At 49.0% G+C, this 23,859-nt stretch carries 19 protein-coding genes and 1 tRNA gene; 12 read left to right on the top strand and 8 right to left on the bottom strand.

Annotated elements, in window-relative coordinates:
* Positions 1–61: 61 nt before the first annotated feature.
* Positions 62–7,222, top strand: a complete 7,161-nt coding sequence (locus A8F97_RS16290) for a two-partner secretion domain-containing protein (protein WP_082218585.1) — start codon at positions 62–64, stop codon at positions 7,220–7,222.
* Positions 7,223–7,224: 2 nt separating this feature from the next.
* A complete protein-coding gene (locus A8F97_RS16285) occupies positions 7,225–7,578 on the top strand; it encodes a hypothetical protein (RefSeq protein WP_025919473.1) in 354 nt (117 codons plus the stop codon).
* A 101-nt stretch (positions 7,579–7,679) separates the two neighbouring features.
* Here the strand turns inward: A8F97_RS16285 and A8F97_RS23455 are convergent, their stop codons facing one another.
* Positions 7,680–7,769: a SymE family type I addiction module toxin gene (locus A8F97_RS23455; RefSeq protein WP_198338176.1), complete on the bottom strand. Its 90-nt coding sequence runs from the start codon at positions 7,767–7,769 to the stop codon at positions 7,680–7,682.
* Between the two features lie 163 nt (positions 7,770–7,932).
* Here A8F97_RS23455 and A8F97_RS16280 point away from each other — a divergent pair, with 163 nt between their 5' ends.
* Entirely contained in the window at positions 7,933–9,252 is a 1,320-nt protein-coding gene (locus A8F97_RS16280) for a VENN motif pre-toxin domain-containing protein (RefSeq protein ID WP_033070773.1), read from the top strand.
* 3 nt (positions 9,253–9,255) lie between these two features.
* Complete coding sequence (locus tag A8F97_RS16275) at positions 9,256–9,651, top strand: SMI1/KNR4 family protein (RefSeq protein ID WP_012822218.1); 396 nt, start codon at positions 9,256–9,258, stop codon at positions 9,649–9,651.
* Here the strand turns inward: A8F97_RS16275 and A8F97_RS16270 are convergent, their stop codons facing one another.
* The gene (locus A8F97_RS16270) at positions 9,652–10,194 is read right to left on the bottom strand and encodes an RNA 2'-phosphotransferase (protein WP_012822219.1); all 543 of its coding nucleotides are present in this window, start codon (positions 10,192–10,194) and stop codon (positions 9,652–9,654) included.
* Between the two features lie 59 nt (positions 10,195–10,253).
* Complete coding sequence (locus A8F97_RS24755; protein WP_071822816.1) at positions 10,254–10,400, bottom strand: SymE family type I addiction module toxin; 147 nt, start codon at positions 10,398–10,400, stop codon at positions 10,254–10,256.
* 338 nt (positions 10,401–10,738) lie between these two features.
* Between A8F97_RS24755 and A8F97_RS16265 the strand changes: the two genes are divergently transcribed.
* Complete coding sequence (locus A8F97_RS16265; RefSeq protein WP_033070824.1) at positions 10,739–11,743, top strand: hypothetical protein; 1,005 nt, start codon at positions 10,739–10,741, stop codon at positions 11,741–11,743.
* Between the two features lie 2 nt (positions 11,744–11,745).
* Positions 11,746–12,366 (top strand): LysE family translocator, encoded by a 621-nt coding sequence (locus A8F97_RS16260; protein WP_025919476.1) that lies wholly within the window; start codon positions 11,746–11,748, stop codon positions 12,364–12,366.
* Between the two features lie 89 nt (positions 12,367–12,455).
* Here A8F97_RS16260 and A8F97_RS16255 read toward each other — a convergent pair whose 3' ends face one another.
* The 3 genes from A8F97_RS16255 to pepA all read right to left on the bottom strand — a co-directional run bounded on the left by A8F97_RS16255 (position 12,456) and on the right by pepA (position 17,389).
* Positions 12,456–15,311: a valine--tRNA ligase gene (locus tag A8F97_RS16255; RefSeq protein ID WP_033070774.1), complete on the bottom strand. Its 2,856-nt coding sequence runs from the start codon at positions 15,309–15,311 to the stop codon at positions 12,456–12,458.
* Positions 15,312–15,323: 12 nt separating this feature from the next.
* Positions 15,324–15,773, bottom strand: coding sequence for a DNA polymerase III subunit chi (locus tag A8F97_RS16250; RefSeq protein WP_012822224.1), 450 nt, complete (start codon positions 15,771–15,773; stop codon positions 15,324–15,326).
* A 104-nt stretch (positions 15,774–15,877) separates the two neighbouring features.
* Positions 15,878–17,389 (bottom strand): leucyl aminopeptidase, encoded by a 1,512-nt coding sequence (gene pepA, locus A8F97_RS16245; RefSeq protein WP_010284628.1) that lies wholly within the window; start codon positions 17,387–17,389, stop codon positions 15,878–15,880.
* Between the two features lie 281 nt (positions 17,390–17,670).
* Between pepA and lptF the strand changes: the two genes are divergently transcribed.
* The 6 genes from lptF (at position 17,671) to A8F97_RS24745 (ending at position 22,949) form a co-directional block, all read left to right on the top strand.
* Positions 17,671–18,783: an LPS export ABC transporter permease LptF gene (gene lptF / locus A8F97_RS16240; protein WP_033070775.1), complete on the top strand. Its 1,113-nt coding sequence runs from the start codon at positions 17,671–17,673 to the stop codon at positions 18,781–18,783.
* The gene (gene lptG / locus A8F97_RS16235; RefSeq protein ID WP_012822226.1) at positions 18,783–19,859 is read left to right on the top strand and encodes an LPS export ABC transporter permease LptG; all 1,077 of its coding nucleotides are present in this window, start codon (positions 18,783–18,785) and stop codon (positions 19,857–19,859) included. The genes lptF and lptG overlap by 1 nt, the downstream gene beginning before the upstream one ends.
* 216 nt (positions 19,860–20,075) lie before the next feature.
* Positions 20,076–20,160 (top strand) — tRNA-Leu (locus A8F97_RS16230).
* Between the two features lie 220 nt (positions 20,161–20,380).
* Positions 20,381–21,634, top strand: coding sequence for a tyrosine-type recombinase/integrase (locus A8F97_RS16225; protein ID WP_033070776.1), 1,254 nt, complete (start codon positions 20,381–20,383; stop codon positions 21,632–21,634).
* 83 nt (positions 21,635–21,717) lie between these two features.
* On the top strand, positions 21,718–22,440 hold the full coding sequence (locus A8F97_RS24750) for a hypothetical protein (protein WP_033070777.1): 723 nt from the start codon (positions 21,718–21,720) through the stop codon (positions 22,438–22,440).
* A 53-nt stretch (positions 22,441–22,493) separates the two neighbouring features.
* Complete coding sequence (locus tag A8F97_RS24745; RefSeq protein ID WP_227001560.1) at positions 22,494–22,949, top strand: hypothetical protein; 456 nt, start codon at positions 22,494–22,496, stop codon at positions 22,947–22,949.
* Positions 22,950–23,157: 208 nt separating this feature from the next.
* Here A8F97_RS24745 and A8F97_RS16210 read toward each other — a convergent pair whose 3' ends face one another.
* Complete coding sequence (locus A8F97_RS16210) at positions 23,158–23,442, bottom strand: helix-turn-helix domain-containing protein (protein WP_005971242.1); 285 nt, start codon at positions 23,440–23,442, stop codon at positions 23,158–23,160.
* The gene (locus tag A8F97_RS16205) at positions 23,432–23,752 is read right to left on the bottom strand and encodes a type II toxin-antitoxin system RelE/ParE family toxin (protein WP_005971241.1); all 321 of its coding nucleotides are present in this window, start codon (positions 23,750–23,752) and stop codon (positions 23,432–23,434) included. Before A8F97_RS16205 ends, A8F97_RS16210 begins: the two co-directional genes overlap by 11 nt.
* Positions 23,753–23,859 lie beyond the last annotated feature (107 nt).

The following is a 23,859-nucleotide window of genomic DNA, read 5'->3' as shown; positions in this document are numbered from 1 at the left end:
GGAATGCACCAGTCGTAAACCGGTTTGTTGAAAAATTTCCTTCTTTGAATGGATAACAAGAATGAATAAGTACCTGTATCGCATCGTTTTTAACCGCGCTCGCGGCGTGTTGATGGTGGTCTCTGAACTGTGTCGCGGCTGCGTCAAGGATTCCTCTCCGTTGGGCCTTGGGCCAACGCTGAGTCAGATAACCGGGCGACTCTCTCCACTGACGTTCCTATTGCTGGGGGTGATGGGATTTGTCACGCTTGCGCCTGTGGCACAGGCGAACATTGTCGCGGACGGCAACGCGCCCGGTAACCAAAAACCTAACATCTTACAAACGGCAAACGGGACGCCACAGGTCAATATTCAAACGCCAAGTGAAGGTGGCGTATCGCGCAATGTCTACAGCCAGTTCGATGTGAATCAGCAGGGTGCCATTCTCAATAACTCGCGTAATCAGGTGCAAACACAGCAAGGTGGTTGGGTTGCGGGTAACCCGTGGCTGGCTAAAGGCGAAGCAAAGATCATTCTGAATGAAGTGAATTCACGCGATCCCAGCAAATTAAACGGATATATCGAAGTCGCAGGGAAAAAAGCACAGGTCGTCATCGCCAACCCGTCTGGCATCACCTGTGACGGCTGCGGTTTCATCAATGCGAACCGGGCGACGTTGACGACCGGCAAGGCGATGATGGAAAACGGTCAACTTAAGGGCTACCAGGTTGAGCGAGGCACTATTCGCGTTCAAGGGGCGGGGATGGATTCCAGCCGTCAGGATTATACCGACCTGATCGCACAGAGTGTAGAAATCAACGCCGGGCTATGGGCGAACGATCTGAAAGTGACGGCAGGGCGCAATACCGTTGATGCCGAGCAGCAGAAAATTGAGAAAGCAGCGACGGCCTCAGCGTCAACGGCTAGCACAGAGCCGAAGCTGGCGGTGGACGTAGCACAACTCGGCGGTATGTACGCGGGTAAAATCCAGCTCATTGGTACGGAGAAAGGCGTTGGGGTACGCAACGCGGGGGCGATTGGCGCACAGGCAGGAAGCGTAACGATCTCTGCCGATGGCCGCATTGAGAACAGTGGCAGCATTAATGCCTCACAGGATGTACAACTGGCAGGCCGTGAACTGGATAATAGCGGCAAGGTTTACGCCCAGCGTGATGTCGGTGTCAGCACTCGGCAACAGACCGCTAACCGTGGCGTACTGGCTGCGCAGCGCAATGCGACAGTGAAAGCAGCAAATATCACCAACCAGAAAGGCGCAGTGCTGGGGGCGGGAATCAACAGTGACGGCTCGGTGGCGCAAACGGGCAATCTATCTCTGACAGCTAGCCAGCGTGCTGATGCTAACGGCCAGCAACTTGCGGGCGGGTCGCTGACAATGGCGGCGGCAGAGGTGAATACCGATGGCGGTCAGACGCAGGCGACCGATGTTACGCTCAACGCCACCAGCGGATCGGTTTCAAGCCGTAAAGCGAAAGTCAGCGCGGATAACACCCTTAAGGTGACGGCGGCGAAAGCCGTCAATAATACTGGCGGCACGCTCATCGCCGGGAAAAAGCTGGATGTACAGGCCGATAGCCTGAGCGGCGACGGCCAACTGTTGTCACTGGGTGACATGTCGCTCACGGCCGCACAGCGCTTCGATAACCAGAGCGATGTGATTGCAAACGGTAAACTCGATCTCTCGGTGGCAGGGGACGTCACCAACAGCCAGAAAATTCAGTCCGGCAGCGAACTGACGCTGACGGCAGCACGTCTCGATAATCAGGCCAATGGTGAAATCAGTAGTCAGAAGACGCGGTTGGCACTGTCGGATTCGTTAACCAACCGTGGCCTGATCGATGGGGGGCTAACCCGTATTGATGCGGGCATGCTAAACAATATCGGTAGCGGTCGCATTTATGGCGACGGGATCAGCCTGCAAGCGCAGACGCTGAATAATCTGAATGAAGCTGGCATGGGGGCGACGATCGCCGCACGCCAGCGTCTGGATCTGGGCGTTGGTACGCTCAACAATCGTCAACACGGCCTGATTTATAGCGATGGCGTGATGGCGTTGGGACGTAATCTGGATGCGGAAAGTAGAGCGACAGGCCAGGCTGATGCCATCAATAACCATAGCGCCACGATTGAGTCCATTGGTGATATGACGTTGTCCGCTGGCCAGATTAATAACGTTAACGATAATTTGGTGACGGAAATCGTTACCAGCGCGACCCACATCGATGAAGCCGTACTGCGTGGACATACCACACGCTACAACTGGAGCGATATTTGGCTTACAGACAATAAATACGGTGTGAACACTGCACATATGCCGGATGGATATGCCAGTGAGGACTTCTATCGCTACATCTATACCCGAACGGTGAATGAAACCCGGGTGAAAGAGAGCGATCCGGGGCAGATTCTGTCCGGTAATAATCTGTATCTGACAGCGGCACGGATGACCAACAGTGATAGCCGTGTGATTGCGGCAGGTCTGTTGATTGACGGTGTGAAGGAGCTGAGCAATCTGGCGACGCCGGGCGAACGTACTACGTCTGAGAGTGGGTGGCAGGAACGCTGGTATGCCAAAAAGAAAAAGAACTGGCGCGGGGTAACAAAAACCTCACAGGGGATTGACGGTAATAACTATGCCCCAGCCGCGCAAGTCGAAACGATCGATCTAAAAGTGCATGACTGGCGCGATCAGGCTGCATTTGACGGTTCGGGTTATGTAGTGACGGCGCTGCGTGCCAACGGTGTTAATCAACAGGTTGGTTCGCCGACGATCAATTTGCCAAACAGTAGTCTATTTACGCTGCAACCCGCCGCAGAAAGCCGCTATCTGGTGGAAACGGATGCGCGCTTCACCAACCAGAAACAGTGGCTTAGCTCTGATTATATGCTACAGGCCTTCAGTATCGAGGGGCAGGATAAACGACTAGGCGATGGCTTCTACGAACAGCGAGAAGTACGCGAACAGATCGCCCAACTAACCGGGCAGCGCTATCTGGCGGGTTATAACAGCGACGAAGCACAGTACAAGGCATTGATGAATGCGGGTATCGCATTTGGTCGTCAGTTCTCATTGACGCCGGGTGTGGCGCTGACGCCGGAGCAGATGGCGTTGCTCACCACCGACATGGTCTGGATGGTGAGAAAATCGGTGACCTTGGCAGACGGATCTTCACAGACTGTACTTGCTCCGCAGGTTTACACCAACGTCCGCTCGAATGAACAAATCGGTGCGGGTAGTCTGCTAGCAGGGAATACGATCTCTGTTGGGCTAGCGGGTGGAATGCTGAACAGCGGACGTATTGCTGCGCGCGATACCCTGTTTATCTCGTCTGATGCGTTGGACAATCAGGGAGGTTCTCTGCTGGGTAAACAGGTGCAGCTACAGGTTCGTACTGATCTGAATAATGTCGGTGGCGTCATTCAGGCGGAAGATAAATTGACCGCACTGGCGGGCGGCAATATCACCAGTACCAGCACGTTGGGTGGCGGTGAGGATAATCGCATTCTGGATCGCATAGCGGGTATGTATGTTCAGAATGATAAGGGTGAACTGACGCTGGCGGCCAGCAAAGATATCAACTTGATCGGTAGCCAGGTGATTAACTCGGGGGCCGACAGTTCCATGCTGATCAGCGCGGGGAATAACCTGAACCTGGCGACGCTGACGACCACGGAAACGCAGAATAGCGACTGGGACAGCAATAATTATCGCCATTATCAGGCGAGCAAAGATATCGGTAGCGAAATTGCCGCCAATGGTCAGATAGCGTTACGCGCGGGACAAAATCTGAATGCGACGGCGGCATCCGTCACCGCGCAGCAGGGGTTACAGGTTCAGGCGGGCAATGACATCAATCTGACCAGCGGTGAGTCATCCTATACGTTGACGGAGCACAGCAAGCAAAGCAGTCGCGGTCTGCTCTCTGCGCAGTCCAGTGAACGCCATGATAGCATTCAGCACCAATCGGCGGTGGGGAGTTCGTTCAGCGGCGAGACAGTGGCGATCGGTGCTGGCAATAACGTGCAGATCGTGGGTAGCTCCGTTGCGGGTACGCAGGATGTCAGCATTACCGCCGGGCGCGATATTACCGTGACGACGGCGAATGAAAATCATCAGGAAACTCATTTAAAGGAAGAGAAAAAATCCGGTCTGATGGGCAGTGGCGGTATCGGATTTAGCATTGGGCAGGCCAGCCAAAAGAGCACGACCGATACCGATGGCATGAGTGAGAAAGCCAGCATCATAGGCAGTGAAAAAGGCAACACGACGCTGCTGGCGGGTAATCAACTGACTGTGAAAGGTAGTGACGTGGTTGCCGGACAGGATCTGGCGCTGCAAGGTAAGACGCTAGCGGTGACGGCGGCGGAGAACAGTCAGACGCAGCGGCAGACCTATGAACAGAAGCAGAGTGGGTTAACGCTGGCGCTGAGTGGCACGGTTGGCGGAATGGTGAATACGGCGGTACAAACGGTACAGACGGCTAAAGAGACGGAGGATAGCCGTCTTCAAGCTTTGCAGGGTGTGAAAGCGACACTAAGTGGCGTACAAGCGGGGCAGGCTGCCTATCTGGCTGCGCTGAAAGGTAAGGACGATCCTACGAATAACAATGTTGTGGGGGTCAGCGTCTCGCTGGGAAGCCAGTCATCGAAATCCGAGCAAACCGTGGAGCAGCGCACCGCGCAAGGCAGCAGCCTGAACGCTGGGAGGAACCTGTCTCTGACCGCAACGGTTGATGATATTCGGGTGCAGGGAAGCGAGCTGCGCGCGGGTCAGGATGTGGCGCTGGATGCCGCTCGTGATATCCAGCTAGTGTCCGCGCAGAACAGTCAGCACACGGAAGGAAGCAACAAGAGTAAAGGTGGCAGCATTGGCCTGAGCCTTGGTGCTGGCAGCGGCGGCTTTAGCCTGAGCGTAAACGCCAGCATGAACAAAGCGAAAGGCAACGAACTGGGTGAAGGGCTGAGCCACACTGAAACGCTGCTGGATGCGGGGCGTCAGGTACGGCTAAACAGCGGTCGCGATACCACATTGCAGGGTGCACAGGTCAGCGGGCAGCAGGTAACGGCACGCGTCGGACGCGATCTGCTGTTGCGTAGCGAGCAGGACAGCGACGTGTATAACAGCAAGCAGCAGAGCATGAGTGCAGGCGTCAGCATTCCGATTTATGGTGCGGGAAGCGCGTCAGCCAGTTTCAACATGAGCAAGGACAAAATGCACAGCGATTATCGCAGCGTGCAGGAGCAGACCGGGCTGTTTGCCGGACAAGGTGGCTACGATGTACAGGTGGGCAACCATACGCAGCTTGATGGTGCGGTGATTGGCTCCACGGCAGAGGCTGCGAAAAACCGATTAGACACCGGGACGCTAGGCTTTAGCGATATTGAAAACCGAGCAGAGTTTAAGACCTCGCATAGTGGCGTCGGTATCAGTACTGGCGGGCCGGTAGGCATGCAGATGCTCAGTAACTTGGCATCCAACTCGCTGATAAGTGGAAATAATGACGGTAATGCGGCGAGTACCACGCGTGCGGCGATCAGCAATGGACAGCTAGTCATCCGTGATGAGGCCAACCAGCGTCAGGATGTTGCACAACTGAGTAACGATGTCGAACATGCAAACCAGACGCTGAGCCCGATTTTTGACAAAGAGAAAGAGCAGAAACGCCTGCAACAAATGCAGGTGATTGCAGAAATCAGCAGTCAGGTGATGGATATTGCCGGTACGCACGGGGCAATCATTGCGACGAAAGCGGCGAAAGCGGAGGCCGATGCGAAGGCCGCAGGTCTCTCTGATGCTGACAGGAAGATGGCGAGAGACGCGCTTGCGACAGGTAATAAGCCGAACCTGAATCCGACAGAGGCCGAGATTCGGCAATATGTTTATCAGACGACGTATGACAAAGCCTATACTCAGGCCTTGAACAGTTCGGGTCTTGGCACGGGTGGTGCGATCCGTCAGGGTATAATGGCGGTCTCGGCGGCGGTGCAGGGACTGGCGGGGGGTAACGTTGCACAGGCGATAACGGGTGCAGCGGCGCCGTATCTGGCGGCAGAAATCAAGAAAGCGACGACGGATGCAAATGATAACGTCAATATTGCAGCCAATGCGGTAGCGCACGCGGTGCTGGGCGGGATAGTGGCGGAAGCCAGCGGTAACAGTGCGCTGGCGGGTGCTGCGGGTGGGGCGACGGGTGAGCTGGCGGCGCGAGTCATTGCCGACAGGCTATACCCGGGTAAAGCTATCTCGGAGATGACGGAAAGCGAAAAACAGACGGTCACCACGCTTTCGCTTCTGGCAGGTGGTCTGGCGGCCGGCACGGTGGGCGACTCGACGACGAATGCGGTAGCGGGTGCGCAGGCAAGTCAGAATGCGGTGGAGAATAACGCGCTGAGTGACATTATCGAGAACAAAGTCTCTGGTGTGTCACAGGAAGAGAAGTATCAGAATGCGCAGAAACAGCTTGTTGCAGCGGTTGAGGAGTTCAAGGCACAGCACTGTGCTGGAATGAGTGCAGAAGCGTGTTCGGCCAAGATAAGTGAACATCGCAATGAATTGCTGAAAGGCGCTGCTGGTTTTGGAGTAGACTTCGTGCCTGTGGTCGGTGATATCAAAGGCTTTGCGGAAGCGCAGAGTGCGATTGATTATCTTGCCGCAATGGTTGGGTTAATTCCGATTGCGGGCGATGCTGCGGGTAAAGCGATTAAAGCAGCAGAAATGGCGCTGAAGAAAGGGGATGTTGCTGAAGCGTCTAAGCTGATCAATAAGGCTAGTGATGAAATTGCTGGCTCAGTCGCTCATACGGGAGCCGCTGTTAACCTTGACGAAGTAAACCGATTGAAGTTTGATCCTCACGCTGGCAAGAACAAGCTTGCAGAAGGTTCAGCCGCCACCGAATTGCAAAATACTATGGGTGGGAAATTGGAACGTGTTGATCCTGATGCCAGTGGTGCCGATTTTGTATTTTCCAGCGGACCAAATAAAGGGAAAACTGTTGACTTTATGTTTACAACAGCAAAAGGATCAGAGAAAGAAATTGAAGGGATGAATAAGTTTTTTAATAACAATTGGGATAGAAATATTACACAGTTACGTACACACTTAGATAAAGCAGATATAGTCCCCTTAGATTTCAGGAATTTAAATGTTGAAAATCAACATAAGCTATTGAACCACATCAACTCATTGTCGCAGGCAGATAAAGCAAAGATTGTTATCATGAGGTGAAGATGGCCGGTTTTTTATTTTTTTCAAAAAATAATGGTGTGTCATTGGGGTCTTCAGCCATAGATATTATGGCTGATTATTTACGCCCCTACATGAGCCAAATAAGCAAAGAGATTATGGAGGAAATCTATGAAACTTATGATTTCTATGATCAAACCTTAGATTTTTCTAAGCTATCGAAATCCAATTATATGCAATGCTATAGAAATATAGAGAAAGCAATAGAAATAGACCTCAAAGCTAATCCTGTAATAAATAGTCGTCCACAAGACTGGATTTTTAAGGCTTGGTATGAAGAAATCAAGCCCAAAATGCAGGCCTCGCCTTTGTACGATCCTAACATGTTGGATAAGTAATTCGGACGTTATAAATAGTTCTGTATGCAGGTTTCTCGATTGGTTATGTTGAATTAAAAAATCCCGGCCCCTAAAAAGGCCGGAATTTTTTTGTTTGCCAGTCAGAACCTTAGCTCAGTCTCAATGACCAGTTTACCGTGCTCAACGGTGACAATCACCGGCTGTCCGGTGTTGAAGCCGAGGTCTTCCAGCCACTTGCCGCTGAGCTTAAGCTGCGGGCTGGGCGGTTTTTGCCCGCGGTTGTGGTTCTTTTACTTCAGTTGTGCAGAGGGCTGACTTGACGTCGTGTTCAGCCTTATCAACGTCGAGAACCGAAAGCGAAGACTGCGGGGCATCTCTGATGCTGACAGGAAGATGGCGAGAGACGCGCTTGCGACAGGTAATAAGCCGAACTTGAATCCGACAGAGGCCGAGATTCGGCAATATGTTTATCAGACGACGTATGACAAAGCCTATACTCAGGCCTTGAACAGTTCGGGTCTTGGCACGGGTGGTGCGATCCGTCAGGGTATAATGGCGGTCTCGGCGGCGGTGCAGGGACTGGCGGGGGGTAATGTTGCACAGGCGATAACGGGTGCAGCGGGTGGGGCGACGGGTGAGCTGGCGGCGCGAGTCATTGCCGACAGGCTCTACCCGGGTAAAGCCATCTCGGAGATGACGGAAAGCGAAAAACAGACGGTCACCACGCTTTCGCTTCTGGCAGGTGGTCTGGCGGCCGGCACGGTGGGCGACTCGACGACAAATGCGGTAGCGGGCGCGCAGGCGAGTCAGAATGCGGTGGAGAATAACGCGCTGAGTGTGCAGGAAAACAAATCCCGTAGTCAGGAAATGGCTCAGTGTCAGGGCAGTACTGCCTGCGAAAATCCCATTATTGATAAATACAAGAAAATTAACGCCGAACAACATGAAAGTGTTGTGGGATGTACAGGTGCCAAGGACTGTGTTGATAAGGAGAATGAAGTTAGCAAGTTACAAGCTGATTATGCTAATCGCACCAATCAGTTGTTGGAGCAAGCGCGTGTTAATGGTGGTTTAAGCTCGGAAGAGCAGGATGAATTATCTATTCTTCAGGTGACGACTATCCAGCTTGAGTCGGACAGAATTGCGGCGATACATAATGCACTGTCGTCCGGTGATTCTCCTGGGGCGAAGCAACTTGCGATAAACTCGTTGGCACAGGTTGCAGGAACTAGTGCGGCGGGGATTGCGGCGGGGATTGGGAAAAAAGGAATCAATGAGCCAGTCACGGTTAAACCGACAGGAAATACTTCCTCATTTGATGCTAATGAAATCCGTTTTTCACAAAATACCGTTTCCCACAATAAAACAGATCGAGGTACAGGTGTGAAATACACTTATGATGATCTTGTTTCCAGCATGAAAAAGGATGGCTGGAAGGGTGATCCAGTTGATGTTATAAGGATGCCTGATGGCAAAATGACCAGTATGGATAATACAAGGATCAGTGCCGCCAGAGAAGCTGGCGTCAGAAGCTATAATGAAAAATTAACGTATTCTGAAATCGAACGGTTTTCAGACAGAAAACGTGGATTTGTGCCTCAAACGTGGGGAGAGGCAATCACGGGGAGAATAAATAAACAATCTGGAGGCTTTGGTACTCAAAACCCTTATGGTTCAAATGAATATCCCAGAATTACAGGAAGAGGAAAATAGAAGATGAGCGCGTATTTATATACAGAGGATGAACTTCCTGAAAAGTTTAAGTATCCATCCTCTTATATCGAAATAATGTCTATGGATGTCATTCCTGATATCGAGCCGTGGTCATTTATTTGTGAATTTAAGGAATCTTCTGCTTTCTGGATGAGGGAAGTAAAGGGAAAGTACCCAACCCGGAGGTTAGTGCCTTTTGCCAAAGTAAATTACTCTGATGATATAGCTTGTTTTGATGGAGCAGATACATCAGGAGAACCAAAAGTATATTATGTTCATGCCTTTGCTTCTGCTGGTTGGGAAGACAGAGGTTATACAGATAACTTTGCAGAATGGTTAAAAATGGCTCGCTTTGAGTCAGCCCGCTATAAAGCAGAGCAGGCTGAAGATGATGTGTAATTATTCTTGAATAAACCGATAAGGAACGATGTCTGTTAACCAGACCCCGTTATCAGCTTGGTAGAATTTAAAACCCTGTTCATACATAGTCAGGGCTTTTATTTTTAGTACAATCGGTTTTCCATGCCGACTTCCAACTTGAATTGCTGTCTCTTCATCGGCAGATAGATGAACATATTGTCTATCTTTTGCATGTAATCCCTGAGCACGAATTGATATTAGAAATCGTGTTGCAGTTCCATGATATAAAAACTCGGGGGGAGTTTTTTCTTCATACTTTATATCAACCTGTTGTGATGAATGTCCCTGAGCTGCCCGGATACGTAATCCATCATCTGAAATCGTAAAGCGTTTTTTATCACTATTATTAACGATACTCTGAATAAGATTATTGTCGAGTGTATAGCCTTCTTCCGCGGCACAAAGAACAAGATCGCTTATAACGGCCCATCCTTCCTTGTCCAAAGATAAACCAATAGCTTCAGGTTGATGACGTAATATGTAACTTAAAAATTTACTGATATCTGTGTTTTTTTTGCTCATGATAATAATCTCAAATGAGTCCCGGCCACTAAAGAGGCCGGAATTTTTTTGTCTGCCAGTCAGAAGCGCAGTTCCGTCTCAATCACCAGTTTACCGCGTTCAACGGTGACAATCACCGGCTGTCCGGTGTTAAAACCGAGGTCTTCCAGCCACTTGCCGCTGAGCTGCTGGCTGGGCGGTTTTTTTCCGCCATTGGGAGGAAGCACACTCGTTTTAGTTCCACACCTTTTTAGAGATTTTTTGACATATTCATTATGTTCCTTTAAGGAGATCGCTATGCTTAAACCCGATTCACCAAGCATTAGATCATCGTCGTTTTGAAACCCGTTGAAACTGGACGCATCGTAAAAGATGTTTGCCGCGAAGTGGGGATAGTATCCTTTCCTTGCGAAAGAGGACTGTAGATAGTCAATTACATCTTTTTTTATAGTAATAATGTCTATCTTAAAAAATAATTGAAAGTGGATGGTACGGGAGGTAGTGTGTTCTCTGTTTTTATTAATTAATGATTAGCTTGTTAATTTAAAGGGTGGTAAATATGAACATGGATAAGTTTATTGAAGCGTGTAGAAAAGCGCCTAGAGTGAATGAAATGGCTGATTTTTTTTCTCTTACTGCGGCAGGAAAGGAAAATGTTCCAATTAAAGAAATATATCCAGACACCCGATTATTTGATAATGATAAGAAAGTTGCTGATTTTTCTAAAGTTTTAAATAAAAACATCGGCCCATTTGTTCGGCACTATTTTTCAAGCATTCCATATAGTTTAGAGGAGGAATGCAGATTAGGCTCTACTATTTGTCAATATTTTGAAGAAAAGGATAAATCTGATTTTTTTGATGTTTATTGTCTTGGGATGGCTGAAGGAACTATGGCTCGGACAATTTCTGAAGTATCAAAAGGTAAAATAAGAACATTAACAAGCAGTCCGACTAAAATTAATGAAAAAAATTTCTATATGCATGGTGAACCTTATAATTCTTTCTTTATTCATTCGCCTTTTTTTCTCATTACAAAGAATAGCTTGGGAATGCATGATAAGCTTTCACATTTTAAATGTGGTTTTGATCTTCTCATTGAAGATACGACATTTCAAATGTATTCTAGAGAGCGGGAAGAAAAAATACAATTTGTATCCGAGTTAATAAAGCCAGATGGCCTAGCTATTTTTACTGAAAAATGCAGTTGTGATAGTGATGAATATACAATGAGAGAATTGCAAAAAGATTATTCTTTCAAGCATCGTTTTTTCTCAGATGATGATTTACAAAAAAAGAAAGAAATTATTCTCTGTCGAATGAATAAAAATGAAGCTACCGTAGATGAAGTTGATAGTGCAATAAGAAAATTTTTTAATTATTCTGTTATAATATGGAACTCTGGTAATTTTTATACTTTCCTTGCTGGGAATTCGTATCGTGAAATAAAAAAATTCGTATCTAAAATGATCCAGCCGTGCATTCCTTATGAGTATGTTTATTGTGATTTGCCAAATATGTTATCTACAGATAATGTTCCTCTCGTTTCATTCAGAATGCCGGTATTTTAATAATGTTAACGCTATCGACAATTATTTATTTCAGTATGATTGCATCTCTGCAAACACTTTCTCCAGGTCCGGCGGTAACGCTTTTAATTAACGAAGGGATTAGTAACGGGTTTAAAAAAACACTTCCTTTTATGATTGGTTTTCGTTTAGGTGAGGTGATGTTGATTACCGCATCTTTAGTCATTACCTATGTTGGGGCTAAAGCATTTAGCGAATATGTTTATCTTATAAAATTATTTGGTGGCGCTTATCTTTTATTTTTAGGTTGTAGAATTATTTTAAATAAAAGAAGAGTGAGTAGTGTCAATAAAAAGGATGATGATAGATTTTTTGTTAATTTAATAAAGGCAATGGTGACGACATTATCTAATCCTAAAGCTATTATTTTTTTCTCCACATTTATCCCGTCATTTTTATACTCTTTATCTGACTATGAGTTTAATTTTATTATATTAGGTGCTGTCTTTATTTGTGTGAGTATGACGACAGATCTTCTATATGCAGCGGTTTCTTCTATTGGGAAAAATATTGTTAATGCTTCATTTATTAAAATTCTCTCTGTCATTAGTGGGAGTTCGTTAATTCTTACTGGCAGCTATTCTATTTTCTCTGGTTTGTCTTAATTAATACTGATGCGCACGAGAAAAAATAAAAGCCCCGTTTTGCAACGAGGCTTTCATATTAAGATACTACTGCTGGGAATCGGTTAGTGTTACAGCGCCGCGATGACTGCTTGCTGCTCCAGCAGCTTAGCTTTGTCTACGGCGTAGCCGTCCAGCTTCTCACGCTCTTTGGCAACAACCGCTTCCGGTGCACGCGCCACAAAGCCTTCGTTGGACAGCTTGCTTGCGATGCGCTCAATCTCTGCTTCGATTTTCGCCACTTCTTTCGCCAAACGATCCAGCTCTGCCGCTTTGTCGATCAAGCCTGCCATTGGGATCAACAGTTCGGCACCATCGATGAGCTTAGTGACGGAAACCGGACCCTTGTCGCCCGCTGGCAGCAGCGTAATGTTTTCCAGACGCGCCAGCGTTTGGATAAAGCTGCGGTTCTCTTCCACACGACGCTGTGCTTCGGCAGTGGCATCGCGCAGTAAGACTTCCAGCGGCTTGCCCGGTGCGATATTCATTTCTGCACGAATGTTACGCACGGCGATGATCGCCTGCTTGATCCACTCCAGATCGTTCAGCGCCAGCGTATCTTCCTGCGCGGTATCGAACTCAGGGAAGGGCTGCAACATGATCGTGTCGTCGTTAATGCCTTTCAGCGCTTTAACGCGTAGCCAGATGGTTTCGGTAATGAACGGAATAATCGGATGTGCCAGACGCAGCAATGCTTCCAGTACGGTAACCAGCGTGTGGCGTGTACCGCGCAGTTCTGCTTCCGTACCACCGTTCATCACGGGCTTCGTCAACTCCAGATACCAGTCGCAGAACTGATTCCAGGTGAATTCGTACAGAATGTTGGCGGCAATATCAAAGCGATAACCGTCCAGCGCATCGCGATAGGCTTTCACCGTGCGGTTGAATTCCGCCAGAATCCAGCGGTCAGCCAGAGACAGCACTTTTTCACCAGCACCAAAACCGCAATCCTGATCTTCGGTGTTCATCAACACAAAACGGCTGGCGTTCCACAGCTTGTTACAGAAGTTGCGGTAACCTTCCAGACGCTTCATATCCCAGTTGATGTCGCGACCCGTTGAGGCCAGCGCCGCCAGCGTGAAGCGCAGGGCGTCCGTACCGTGAGGCTCGATGCCGTTCGGGAATTGTTTCTCAGTACGCTTGCGGATTTTTTCCGCTAGCTGTGGCTGCATCATGTTGCCAGTACGTTTTTCCAGCAGCGCTTCCAATGAGATACCGTCGACCATATCCAGCGGGTCGATCACATTCCCTTTGGATTTGGACATCTTCTGGCCTTCTTCATCACGGATCAGGCCAGTCATGTAGACGGTGTGGAATGGCACCTGTGGTTTGTTGTCTTCATCTTTGATGAAGTGCATGGTCAGCATGATCATGCGAGCAATCCAGAAGAAGATGATGTCGAAGCCACTCACCATCACGCTGCTTGGGTGGAACGCTTTCAGATCTGGCGTTTGTTCCGGCCAACCCAATGTAGAGAACGTCCACAGCCCGGATGAGAACCAGGTATCCAGCACATCTTCGTCCTGATTCAGAACGACATCGTCAGCAAGGTTGTTTTCACTGCGTACTTCCGCTTCGGTACGGCCCACATAGACGTTGCCATTGGCATCGTACCAGGCTGGGATACGGTGGCCCCACCACAGTTGGCGGGAGATACACCAGTCCTGAATGTCGCGCATCCAACTGAAGTACATGTTTTCGTACTGTTTTGGCACGAACTGGATGCGGCCATCTTCTACCGCTTCCACCGCAGGTTTAGCCAGCACGGCAGCACGCACGTACCACTGGTCAGTCAGCATCGGTTCAATAACAACACCGCCACGATCACCGTAAGGAACAGTCAGATCGTGTGCCTTGATCTCTTCCAACAGGCCGAGTTCATCGAATGCGGCGACGAGGGCTTTACGTGCGGCAAAACGTTCCAGACCCTGGAAGGCTTCTGGAATTTCGCTGCTGTAAGCAGTACTGGCTTCGCCATTGGTATCAAAAATTTCTGCGCTCTGGCGGATATCGCCGTCGAACGTCAGGATGTTTACCATCGGCAACTGATGGCGTTTACCCACTTCGTAGTCGTTGAAGTCGTGGGCTGGCGTGATCTTCACGCAGCCAGTGCCTTTTTCCATGTCGGCATGTTCGTCGCCAACGATCGGAATACGACGGCCAATCAGCGGCAGGATCACTTCTTTGCCGATCAGATCTTTATAACGCGGATCTTCCGGGTTAACGGCAACGCCGGTATCACCCAGCATCGTTTCCGGGCGGGTGGTGGCAACGACCAGATAGTCTTTCCCTTCGGCGGTTTTCACGCCATCGGCCAGCGGATAACGCAGGTGCCACATTGACCCTTTCACGTCGCGGTTTTCGACTTCCAGATCGGAAATCGCCGTGCGCAGTTTTGGATCCCAGTTAACCAGACGTTTGCCACGGTAAATCAGGTCTTCTTTATACAGGCGGACGAACACTTCTTTCACCGCGTTGGACAGGCCTTCATCCATGGTGAAGCGTTCGCGCTCCCAGTCAACGGAGTTGCCCAGACGGCGCATCTGATTGGTAATGTTGCCACCGGATTCGCCTTTCCACTGCCAGATTTTGTCGATGAACGCCTCGCGGCCATAATCATGGCGAGTTTTGCCTTCTTCTGCGGCGATCTTGCGCTCAACCACCATCTGTGTGGCGATACCTGCGTGGTCAGTACCTGCCTGCCACAGGGTATTTTTTCCCTGCATACGTTGATAACGGATCAACGTATCCATAATGGTTTGCTGGAAAGCATGACCCATATGCAAGCTGCCAGTGACGTTGGGCGGCGGGATCATAATGCTGAAGCTTTCTTTACTCGTGTCGCCGTGCGGCTTGAAGTAGCCTTGCTTTTCCCAGTGTTCGTAGAGCGGCTGCTCGATATCTTGCGGGTTATATTTCGTTTCCATTATGCTCAAAATTCAGTGAGTTGGCGGCGTAGCCGTGGTCAATTGGAAGCCGACGCTGCGATAGGTTTTATAGCGGTCGCGCGCCAACTGTTTTAAGGATTCTTCGTAAGGGACAAAGTCTATCACTTCATGGAAAGCGGTGGCAAAATCTGCGAACTGCGGCAATAGGCTGATCAGCAGGTCACGTGGTGCATTACCACGCCGTTGCGGCCACGCCAGTTCGACCGGTGCGCCGTGACGCGGCCCTTCGCCTGCCAGATTATGTGGCACGAACGCGTTGGGATCGCGCTGCCATAATGCTTCATCCAGCCTGATAGCCTGCTGTTCGTCTTCGCAGGCAATCAACACGCGTTTTCCTGCTCGCCAACGTTCTGCCGCCAGATCGCATGCCAGTACCTCATGGGCGCTGAGCTCACCGCTTTTGCTGTCGTGTTCGAGAAGATAGAACGTTGCGTTTTTCATTGTTTACACTATGGATTGCTAAGAGCCAGAAAGTGATAAGGGCCGGAAGTCCGGCCCATAAGACGACAATGACATGATAAGGCCATCGCACTGACGTGAAAGCCTTATTCTACGTCGTTCTGTCCGGCGCGGTTCAGCAGGAACTGTGATAACAGCGCGACTGGACGGCCCGTTGCCCCTTTGGCTTTGCCGGAACGCCAGGCGGTGCCTGCGATATCCAGATGCGCCCAACTGTACTTACGCGTAAAGCGCGACAGGAAGCAGCCTGCGGTAATCGCACCGCCAGGACGACCACCAATATTCGCCATGTCGGCAAAATTGGATTCCAACTGCTCCTGGAATTCGTCGGTCAGCGGCAGACGCCATGCACGGTCGCCAGATTGCTCGGACGCGCTCAACAGCTCGTGCGCCAGCGGATTGTGGTTCGCCATCAGCCCGGTGATGTGGTGCCCTAGCGCAATCACGCACGCCCCCGTCAGCGTCGCGACGTCAATCACGACATCTGGCTCATAACGCTCAACGTAGGTCAGTGTATCACACAAGACCAGACGACCTTCCGCATCGGTGTTCAGGACTTCTACCGTTTGGCCGGACATCGTCGTCAGCACATCGCCCGGACGGTATGCACGCCCGTCGACCATGTTTTCACAACCTGCCAGTACGCCGATGATGTTCAACGGCAGCGCCAGTTCGGCTGCCATACGCATCACGCCGTAGACTGTTGCCGCACCGCACATGTCGTATTTCATTTCGTCCATGCTGTCGGCAGGTTTGATGGAGATACCGCCGGAATCGAACGTCAGCCCCTTACCAACCAGCACAATCGGACGCGTTTCCGGGTTCGGATCGCCTTTGTATTCGATCACGGACATCAGCGATTCATTCTGTGAGCCCTGACCCACGGCCAGATAGGCATTCATGCCCAGCTCTTTCATCTGCTGTTCGCCAATCACGCGCGTGATAATATTCTGGCTGTAGGTGTCGGCCAGTTGACGCGCTTGCGATGCCAGATAGGCGGCATTACAGATGTTCGGCGGCATATTGCCGAGATCTTTCGCGGCTTTGATACCGGCAGCAATCGCCAGACCGTGCTGGATGGCGCGTTCACCGCTGGTCAGCTCACGGCGCGTCGGCACGTTGAATACCATCTTGCGTAGCGGACGTCGCAGCTCGACCTTATTGCTCTTAAGCTGATCGAAGGTATACAGCGTCTCTTTCGCGGTTTCGACCGCCTGACGCACTTTCCAGTACGTGTTACGGCCTTTCACGTGCAGCTCGGTCAAGAAGCAGACCGCTTCCATCGAACCAGTTTCGTTCAGGGCGTTGATCGTTTTCTGAATCACCTGTTTGTACTGGCGTTCATCAAGCTCACGCTCTTTCCCGCAGCCAATCAGCAAAATGCGCTCAGAAAGAATGTTAGGTACATGGTGCAAGAGCAGTGATTGCCCCACTTTGCCTTCTAATTCACCACGGCGAAGCAACGCGCTAATATAGCCGTCGCTGATTTTATCGAGTTGTTCGGCAATAGGGGACAGACGACGCGGTTCAAACACGCCGACGACAATGCAGGCACTGCGTTGTTTTTCCGGGCTACCGCTTTTTACGCTGAACTCCATGTACTCTCCTGAATCTTAAAGACAAAGGCGGGGGCAACGGCTAGTATGTGATACTCCGTAATACTTTCCCGCCGTTGCGTTAACATAACCTGTGTTAATCTTAACGACGTAACGAACCTGTTTTGGTGACTATAAGCAGGTTCTGATACAACAGCTCAAACGCAGTGTGTTGTAATACAGTCTTAGCTAAGAGGGCTGCCAAAATGAGTATAAATGGCGCGTTAGCGAAGAAACTATCGATTTTCCTGCAAAAAGACAAGTTTTCACAGGCGTAATTAAGCGTGATCATCATTCGATATCTGGTACGGGAAACCTTTAAGAGCCAACTGGCCATCCTTTTCATTCTGCTACTGATTTTCTTTTGCCAGAAATTAGTGCGGATACTGGGTGCAGCCGTTGATGGTGAAATCCCGACAAATTTGGTTATCTCCCTTCTGGGATTGGGCGTACCAGAGATGGTGCAACTCATCCTGCCATTAAGTCTGTTTCTTGGCGTATTGATGACGTTTGGCCGCCTCTATGCGGAAAGCGAGATCACCGTCATGCACGCCTGTGGGCTGGGAAAACGCGTGTTGCTGAAAGCTGCGCTGGTCTTGGCGGTGTTCACTGGCATTATCGCAACCATTAACGTCATGTGGCTCAGCCCGTGGTCGTCCCGGCACCAGGAAGAAGTGCTGGCGGAAGCGAAGGCGAACCCTGGCATGGCTGCGCTGGTAGAAGGACAGTTCCAGTCCGCACAAGGTGGCAACGCGGTACTGTTTGTCGGTAATGTGAAAGGGTCAGAGTTTCAGCACGTCTTTCTGGCGCAACTACGCCCCAGCGGTAACGCACGGCCTTCTGTCGTCGTGGCCGATCGTGGTCATATAACCAACGAAGAGGGGGCGCAGGTTGTGACATTGGACAACGGCTCGCGCTACGAAGGCACCGCGCTGTTGCGTGACTTCCGTATTACGGATTTCACTAATTATCAGGCCGTGATTGGCCACCAGGCGGTGACGCTAAATAATAGCGATGTACAGCAAATGGATATGCGTACCCTGTGGAACTCGGATGCGCACGATGCACGAGCAGAGTTTCACTGGCGGCTGACGTTGATTCTTTCCGTGCTGATTATGGCGCTGATGGTGGTGCCGTTGAGCGTGGTGAACCCACGTCAGGGCCGGGTGTTGAGCATGCTGCCTGCGATGCTGCTGTACCTGATTTTCTTCCTGCTGCAAAGTTCGCTGCGCTCTAACGCCAGTAAGGGAAAAATCGACCCGATGGTATGGGTCTGGCTAACCAACCTGATGTACTTTGGTATTGCGGTCATGCTCAACCTGTGGGATACCGTGCCGATGCGCAAAATGCGCGCCCGCTTTAAGCCTCGTACTCTTAGAATACAAGGAGCGGCCTGATGTTTGGTGTATTAGACCGCTATATCGGCAAAACGATTTTCACTACCATCATCACGACGCTGTTCATGTTGGTGTCGCTCTCCGGCATCATCAAGTTTGTTGACCAGTTGCGTAAAGTCGGGCAGGGCGAGTATTCGGCGCTGGGCGCGGGGCTGTATACACTGCTTAGTGTTCCAAAAGACATTGAGACTTTCTTTCCTATGGCCGCACTGCTCGGTGCGCTGCTGGGGCTGGGTCAGCTTGCGACCCGCAGCGAGCTAGTGGTGATGCAGGCTTCTGGTTTTACCCGCCTGCAGATTGCGACTGCCGTGATGAAAACTGCGATCCCGCTGGTATTGCTGACGATGGCGATTGGCGAGTGGGTCTCTCCGCAAGGGGAGCAGATGGCGCGTAACTACCGTTCTCAGATGATCTCCGGTGGGTCGATGATCTCTACGCAGGGCGGATTGTGGGCAAAAGATGGCAATGACTTTATCTATATTGAACGGATAGTTGGCGATAAAGAACTGTCTGGCGTCAATATCTATCACTTTGACGAGCAGAACAAACTGCTATCTGTACGCTACGCGGCCTCCGCCGAGTTTGACAAGGACAGGAATGTTTGGAACCTCTCGCAGGTTGATGAATCCGATCTGAGTGACGGTAAACAGATTGGCGGCAGCCAGACGCTCAGCGGCGAATGGAAAACCAACCTGACGCCGGATAAACTGGGCGTGGTGGCGCTGGAGCCTAACGCGTTGTCGATCCGTGGGCTGCATGATTACGCCAAATATCTGAAACAAAGTGGTCAGGAATCAGGCCGCTACCAGCTCAATATGTGGAGCAAAATCTTTGCACCCGTCTCGGTGGCGGTGATGATGCTCATGGCAGTCTCTTTCATCTTCGGCCCGTTGCGTAGCGTGTCAGCGGGTTCACGTATCGTGATAGGGATCAGTTTCGGCTTCTTCTTCTATTTGTTGAATGAGATTTTCCGTCCGCTCAGCCTGGTCTATGGCATTCCGCCGATATTGGGCGCGGTTTTGCCTAGTTCGGTGTTTTTGTTCATCAGCGTGGCGTTGCTGCTGAAACGGCGATAATGCTAAACGAGTATGAAAAAGCGTCGAGCGGATAAATCCCCGGCGCTTTTTTGTTGTTCACAACCACGTTCGCACCACACAATATTGACGACAAAGTAGCCATAACGCGTTGCTGAAGATGATTTTTTCAGCACTTAACCGAGTGTAGAGTGGATTAACGTTGCGCATGGGCCGTCAAACGGTATAATGCCCACGTTTTCCGCATACTACTTCTGTGCCGAAGTGGCGAAATCGGTAGACGCAGTTGATTCAAAATCAACCGTAGAAATACGTGCCGGTTCGAGTCCGGCCTTCGGCACCATCGTATGAAAATTAAGTCACCTCAGGGTGGCTTTTTTTATGTCCGTAATCGTCCAGTAATGTCCATATCTATCTGTAAAATAACGATTTTAATTTCATTCCACACTCTGCAATTTTGTCTATTTTATCCACAGTGGTCTTTTCCCGTCCATTGACATCCAGATGATTTGGGGGTCAAGATAAGGGTCAATTCACTTCGATTATGAGTTGACCCCCAAATTATGGCACTGACCGACGTTGTTGCCCGTACCGCAAAGCCCCGCGAGAAAGCCTATAAGCTCGCGGACGCGCACGGCTTGTATCTTTTGGTGAGTCCTAACGGCTCTAAGCGCTGGTATCTCAAATATCGCTTTGAAGGTAATGAAAGCCGGATTGCGTTCGGTGCCTATCCGCTAGTCTCGCTGGCAAAGGCCAGAGAAAAGCGCGATGAGATACGATTGCTGCTGTTGGAGGGCATCCACCCAACGGAAAAGCGCGAAGAAGAAAAAGAGCAGGCGCAAGAGGCTTTGAATACTTTTGCGAAGGTCTCGCAGGACTGGCACCGAAACATTAGCCAAAATCGGTGGTCAGAAACACACGCCGGACGGGTATGGCGCGATATGGAACGAAATCTACTGCCTGCTATCGGGCATCGCCATATTACCGACCTGAAAACCAAAGACCTGCTGGAGCCGCTGAAAGTCGTCGAACAGAACGGTCATCTTGATTTGGCGTCACGGCTGCGCCAGCGCGTCACCGATATCATGCGTTACGCGGTGCAGAACGATCTAATCGAGCGCAACCCTGCGCAAGATCTCTCCGGGGCGATAGCCGCGCCAAAAGCTACCCATCGGCCAGCCCTGAAGCTGAATAAACTGCCGGATTTTCTGGCAAGGATAGAACGCCACAAAGGGCGGGTGTTAACCAGACTGGCGTTAAAACTCACGCTGTGCGTTTTTATCCGCTCCAGTGAGCTACGTTTTGCCCGCTGGCCGGAAATCGATTTTAAACGCGCCATGTGGACGATACCGGCTGAACGCGAAGCCATTCCCGGCGTGAAGCATTCGCAGCGTGGCGCAAAGATGCGCTCAGAACATCTGGTGCCGCTATCCCGACAAGCTTTAGCGCTACTGGAAGAGATTAAGGCTATCAGCGGCGCTCATGAACTAATCTTCCCCGGCGATCGTCGACCAACCAAACCGATGAGTGAAAACACCGTCAACAACGCATTACGAACCATGGGCTATGACACCACTACAGAGATTTGCGGACACGGCTTCCGCACCATGGCCTGTAGCGCACTGGTGGAGTCCGGCCAGTGGTCGCGGGATGCGGTAGAGCGCCAGATGAGTCATCAGGAACGCAACGGCGTTCGTGCTGCCTACATCCACAAAGCGGAACATCTGGATGAGCGTAGGCTAATGCTGCAATGGTGGGCGGATTATCTGGATGCCAATCGGGATGAGTATGTGGTGCCGTATGAGTTCAAGAAGTGATGTATTGATATACTCCATTATTATGGTATTTAATCATTTCATTGATTTTAAATAGATTGTTAGCCTTGTTCAGAGAGATATATATGGAAGGAATCAAAGAGAGCGAGTTAACCTCTTTTTTTAATAATGCTAAAAAATGTTTTCTTTATGCACTGAAAGTTTCACCAATATGCATCCTACTCTCCATAATTGTTGTTTGGGGATATTTAGGGCATTTTTCACGTCTTGACCTATTGATTGGTACTATTGATAATAAAACAACACTTCTTTCAATATTTGGCTCATTTATATTCATTTCTGTATTAATGTCATTTGTATTTGTACTTCCAAGTTTTAATCTAATGCTTTTTTCATCTTTTGTTAATGAAAGCTATATTGCTAATACAAAAAAGATGCCATATATTACTTTGATAATGATAATATCTATGTTGGTTTCTATTTTGATATTATCATCGGATGGTTTTTATGAATTTTCTAAAAAGTATGTATACATAGGGAAAATTTTATTATATATAGATGAACCATTTCGTTCTTTACTCATATCTTTTATTGTTTCTACAATTTTTACTGTGTTTCCATTTAAAGTAAAAAACACTCACGCCTATCGCGATAGCGGATTTAAAAAGTTTATTAAAATAACTGGCTCTATTATTTCCACCTTGTTTATATGCTTTTTAGCCTCAATATCAATAAGTTTGTCTATTTCTTTGCTTTTGATGAATATGGATGGGCATACTTTTTATGGGTTTGTTTATGCTTTCTTTTTTTATCGTTTTACTCAGTGTTATCATTATTTCCAGCAATGATCTTTTATTCAAGAAATTTTTCGTTTAATAATAATGGGGTTTTTAATTTTGAAGTGGCAAAAGAAACGATTTTTTCTGTGTTAGCCTCATTATTTTTGGTTTTTTTCTTTTGGCCTAATGGCTTTTTATTTATTAGCTCGAATACATTAAGTACAATCGGAGTGTTAGATAAAAGAACTCATTATTACCATGTTACATCTGATAAGTACTATAAAGAATTATTTCCTAATTCAATATGGGATACGAAATCTTTAAAAGATAGAAATGATTTCTTCATTAAGGCTGTTAATATGTTCTCGCTTAATGGGAAAAATCTAATTTGCCCTGAATATGTAGAGAGTCTGAGAAGAAAAACATTGATTTCAAGTTTCGATCATTTCCCTCCAAAGCAAGATAAAAACCTTACTGAAAATTTTAAATCTATGGCAAAAGGTTGTGTAGTTCTTAGTAGTGACGAATTTAAACAGTGGGATACTATTATGAATGCGGAAGGAAAATTTAAAATTTGAGACATATTATCCACCACGCCAGCCCCTTTTTTGGGAGGGGCTGGCGCTCATTTTTCTTATGTGGATGATTTTCCAGCTACTCATCATACCTAAGTATCATTTCCGCCAGATCGTTTTCCACCTTATAGAAGTAGCAAGCCGGAACCTGTAGTACTGATGCTAACCGGCAAACCAGTGCAAAATCCGGCTTATAAATACCGCGCGAATCTTAACCCAGTGACAGCTTAAGCTGCATACCGCAAGCAGCAGCATACCGTTGTAAGGTTGAGATACTCGCACTGGAAACATTTCTCTCAAGGCGGCTCACCGCAGGTTGGCTTACACCCATGCGAGCGGCAATTTCTGTACTTGTCAGACCTGACTTGGACTTCATTTCGATCAGAACAGCGCGAAGCGCTTCTTCTTGAGTTTCGTCCTCATACGCTTTTTTAACTTCAGGATTAGAAAGCGCTTTCGCTTTAACTTCAGAGAAGTTGATACCTTTAACTGCCATCTTTCAATTCCTCCCATCTTGACTTTGCCAGCGCTATTTCAGCTTTCGGGGTCTTAGGGGTTTTCTTTACGAATGTCCTTAAAATATAGATCTTACGTCCTTTTGCGTAAGCAAAAAACGTTCTGCTTATGTCTTTTCTACCAACCCGTAGCTCAAATAACCCACCTTCGATGATGTCCGTATCTGGATATCTTAGCTCGGGCCCTTTAGCTTCAAGTTTTTCAAGCCCTTTAAGCGCTTTTGCCTGCATAACAGGTTCGAGGTCATAAATTTCGCTTGCAGCTTCGGGGTGAAAAATCAATTCATACATGTCAGTCCCCTTATTAACGGGGAATATAACTCATAAGTTATAATAACTCAAATGTTATATTTAGCGTGTATCGGCAGAGTAAAACATTAGCAAACCATCCCCCACTT

Origin of the sequence: Pectobacterium parmentieri (genome assembly GCF_001742145.1) — a bacterium.
In the GTDB taxonomy this organism is placed as follows: domain Bacteria; phylum Pseudomonadota; class Gammaproteobacteria; order Enterobacterales; family Enterobacteriaceae; genus Pectobacterium; species Pectobacterium parmentieri.
Note: the sequence above shows the minus strand (reverse complement) of the source record. Positions and strands in the feature narration are given on the sequence as shown.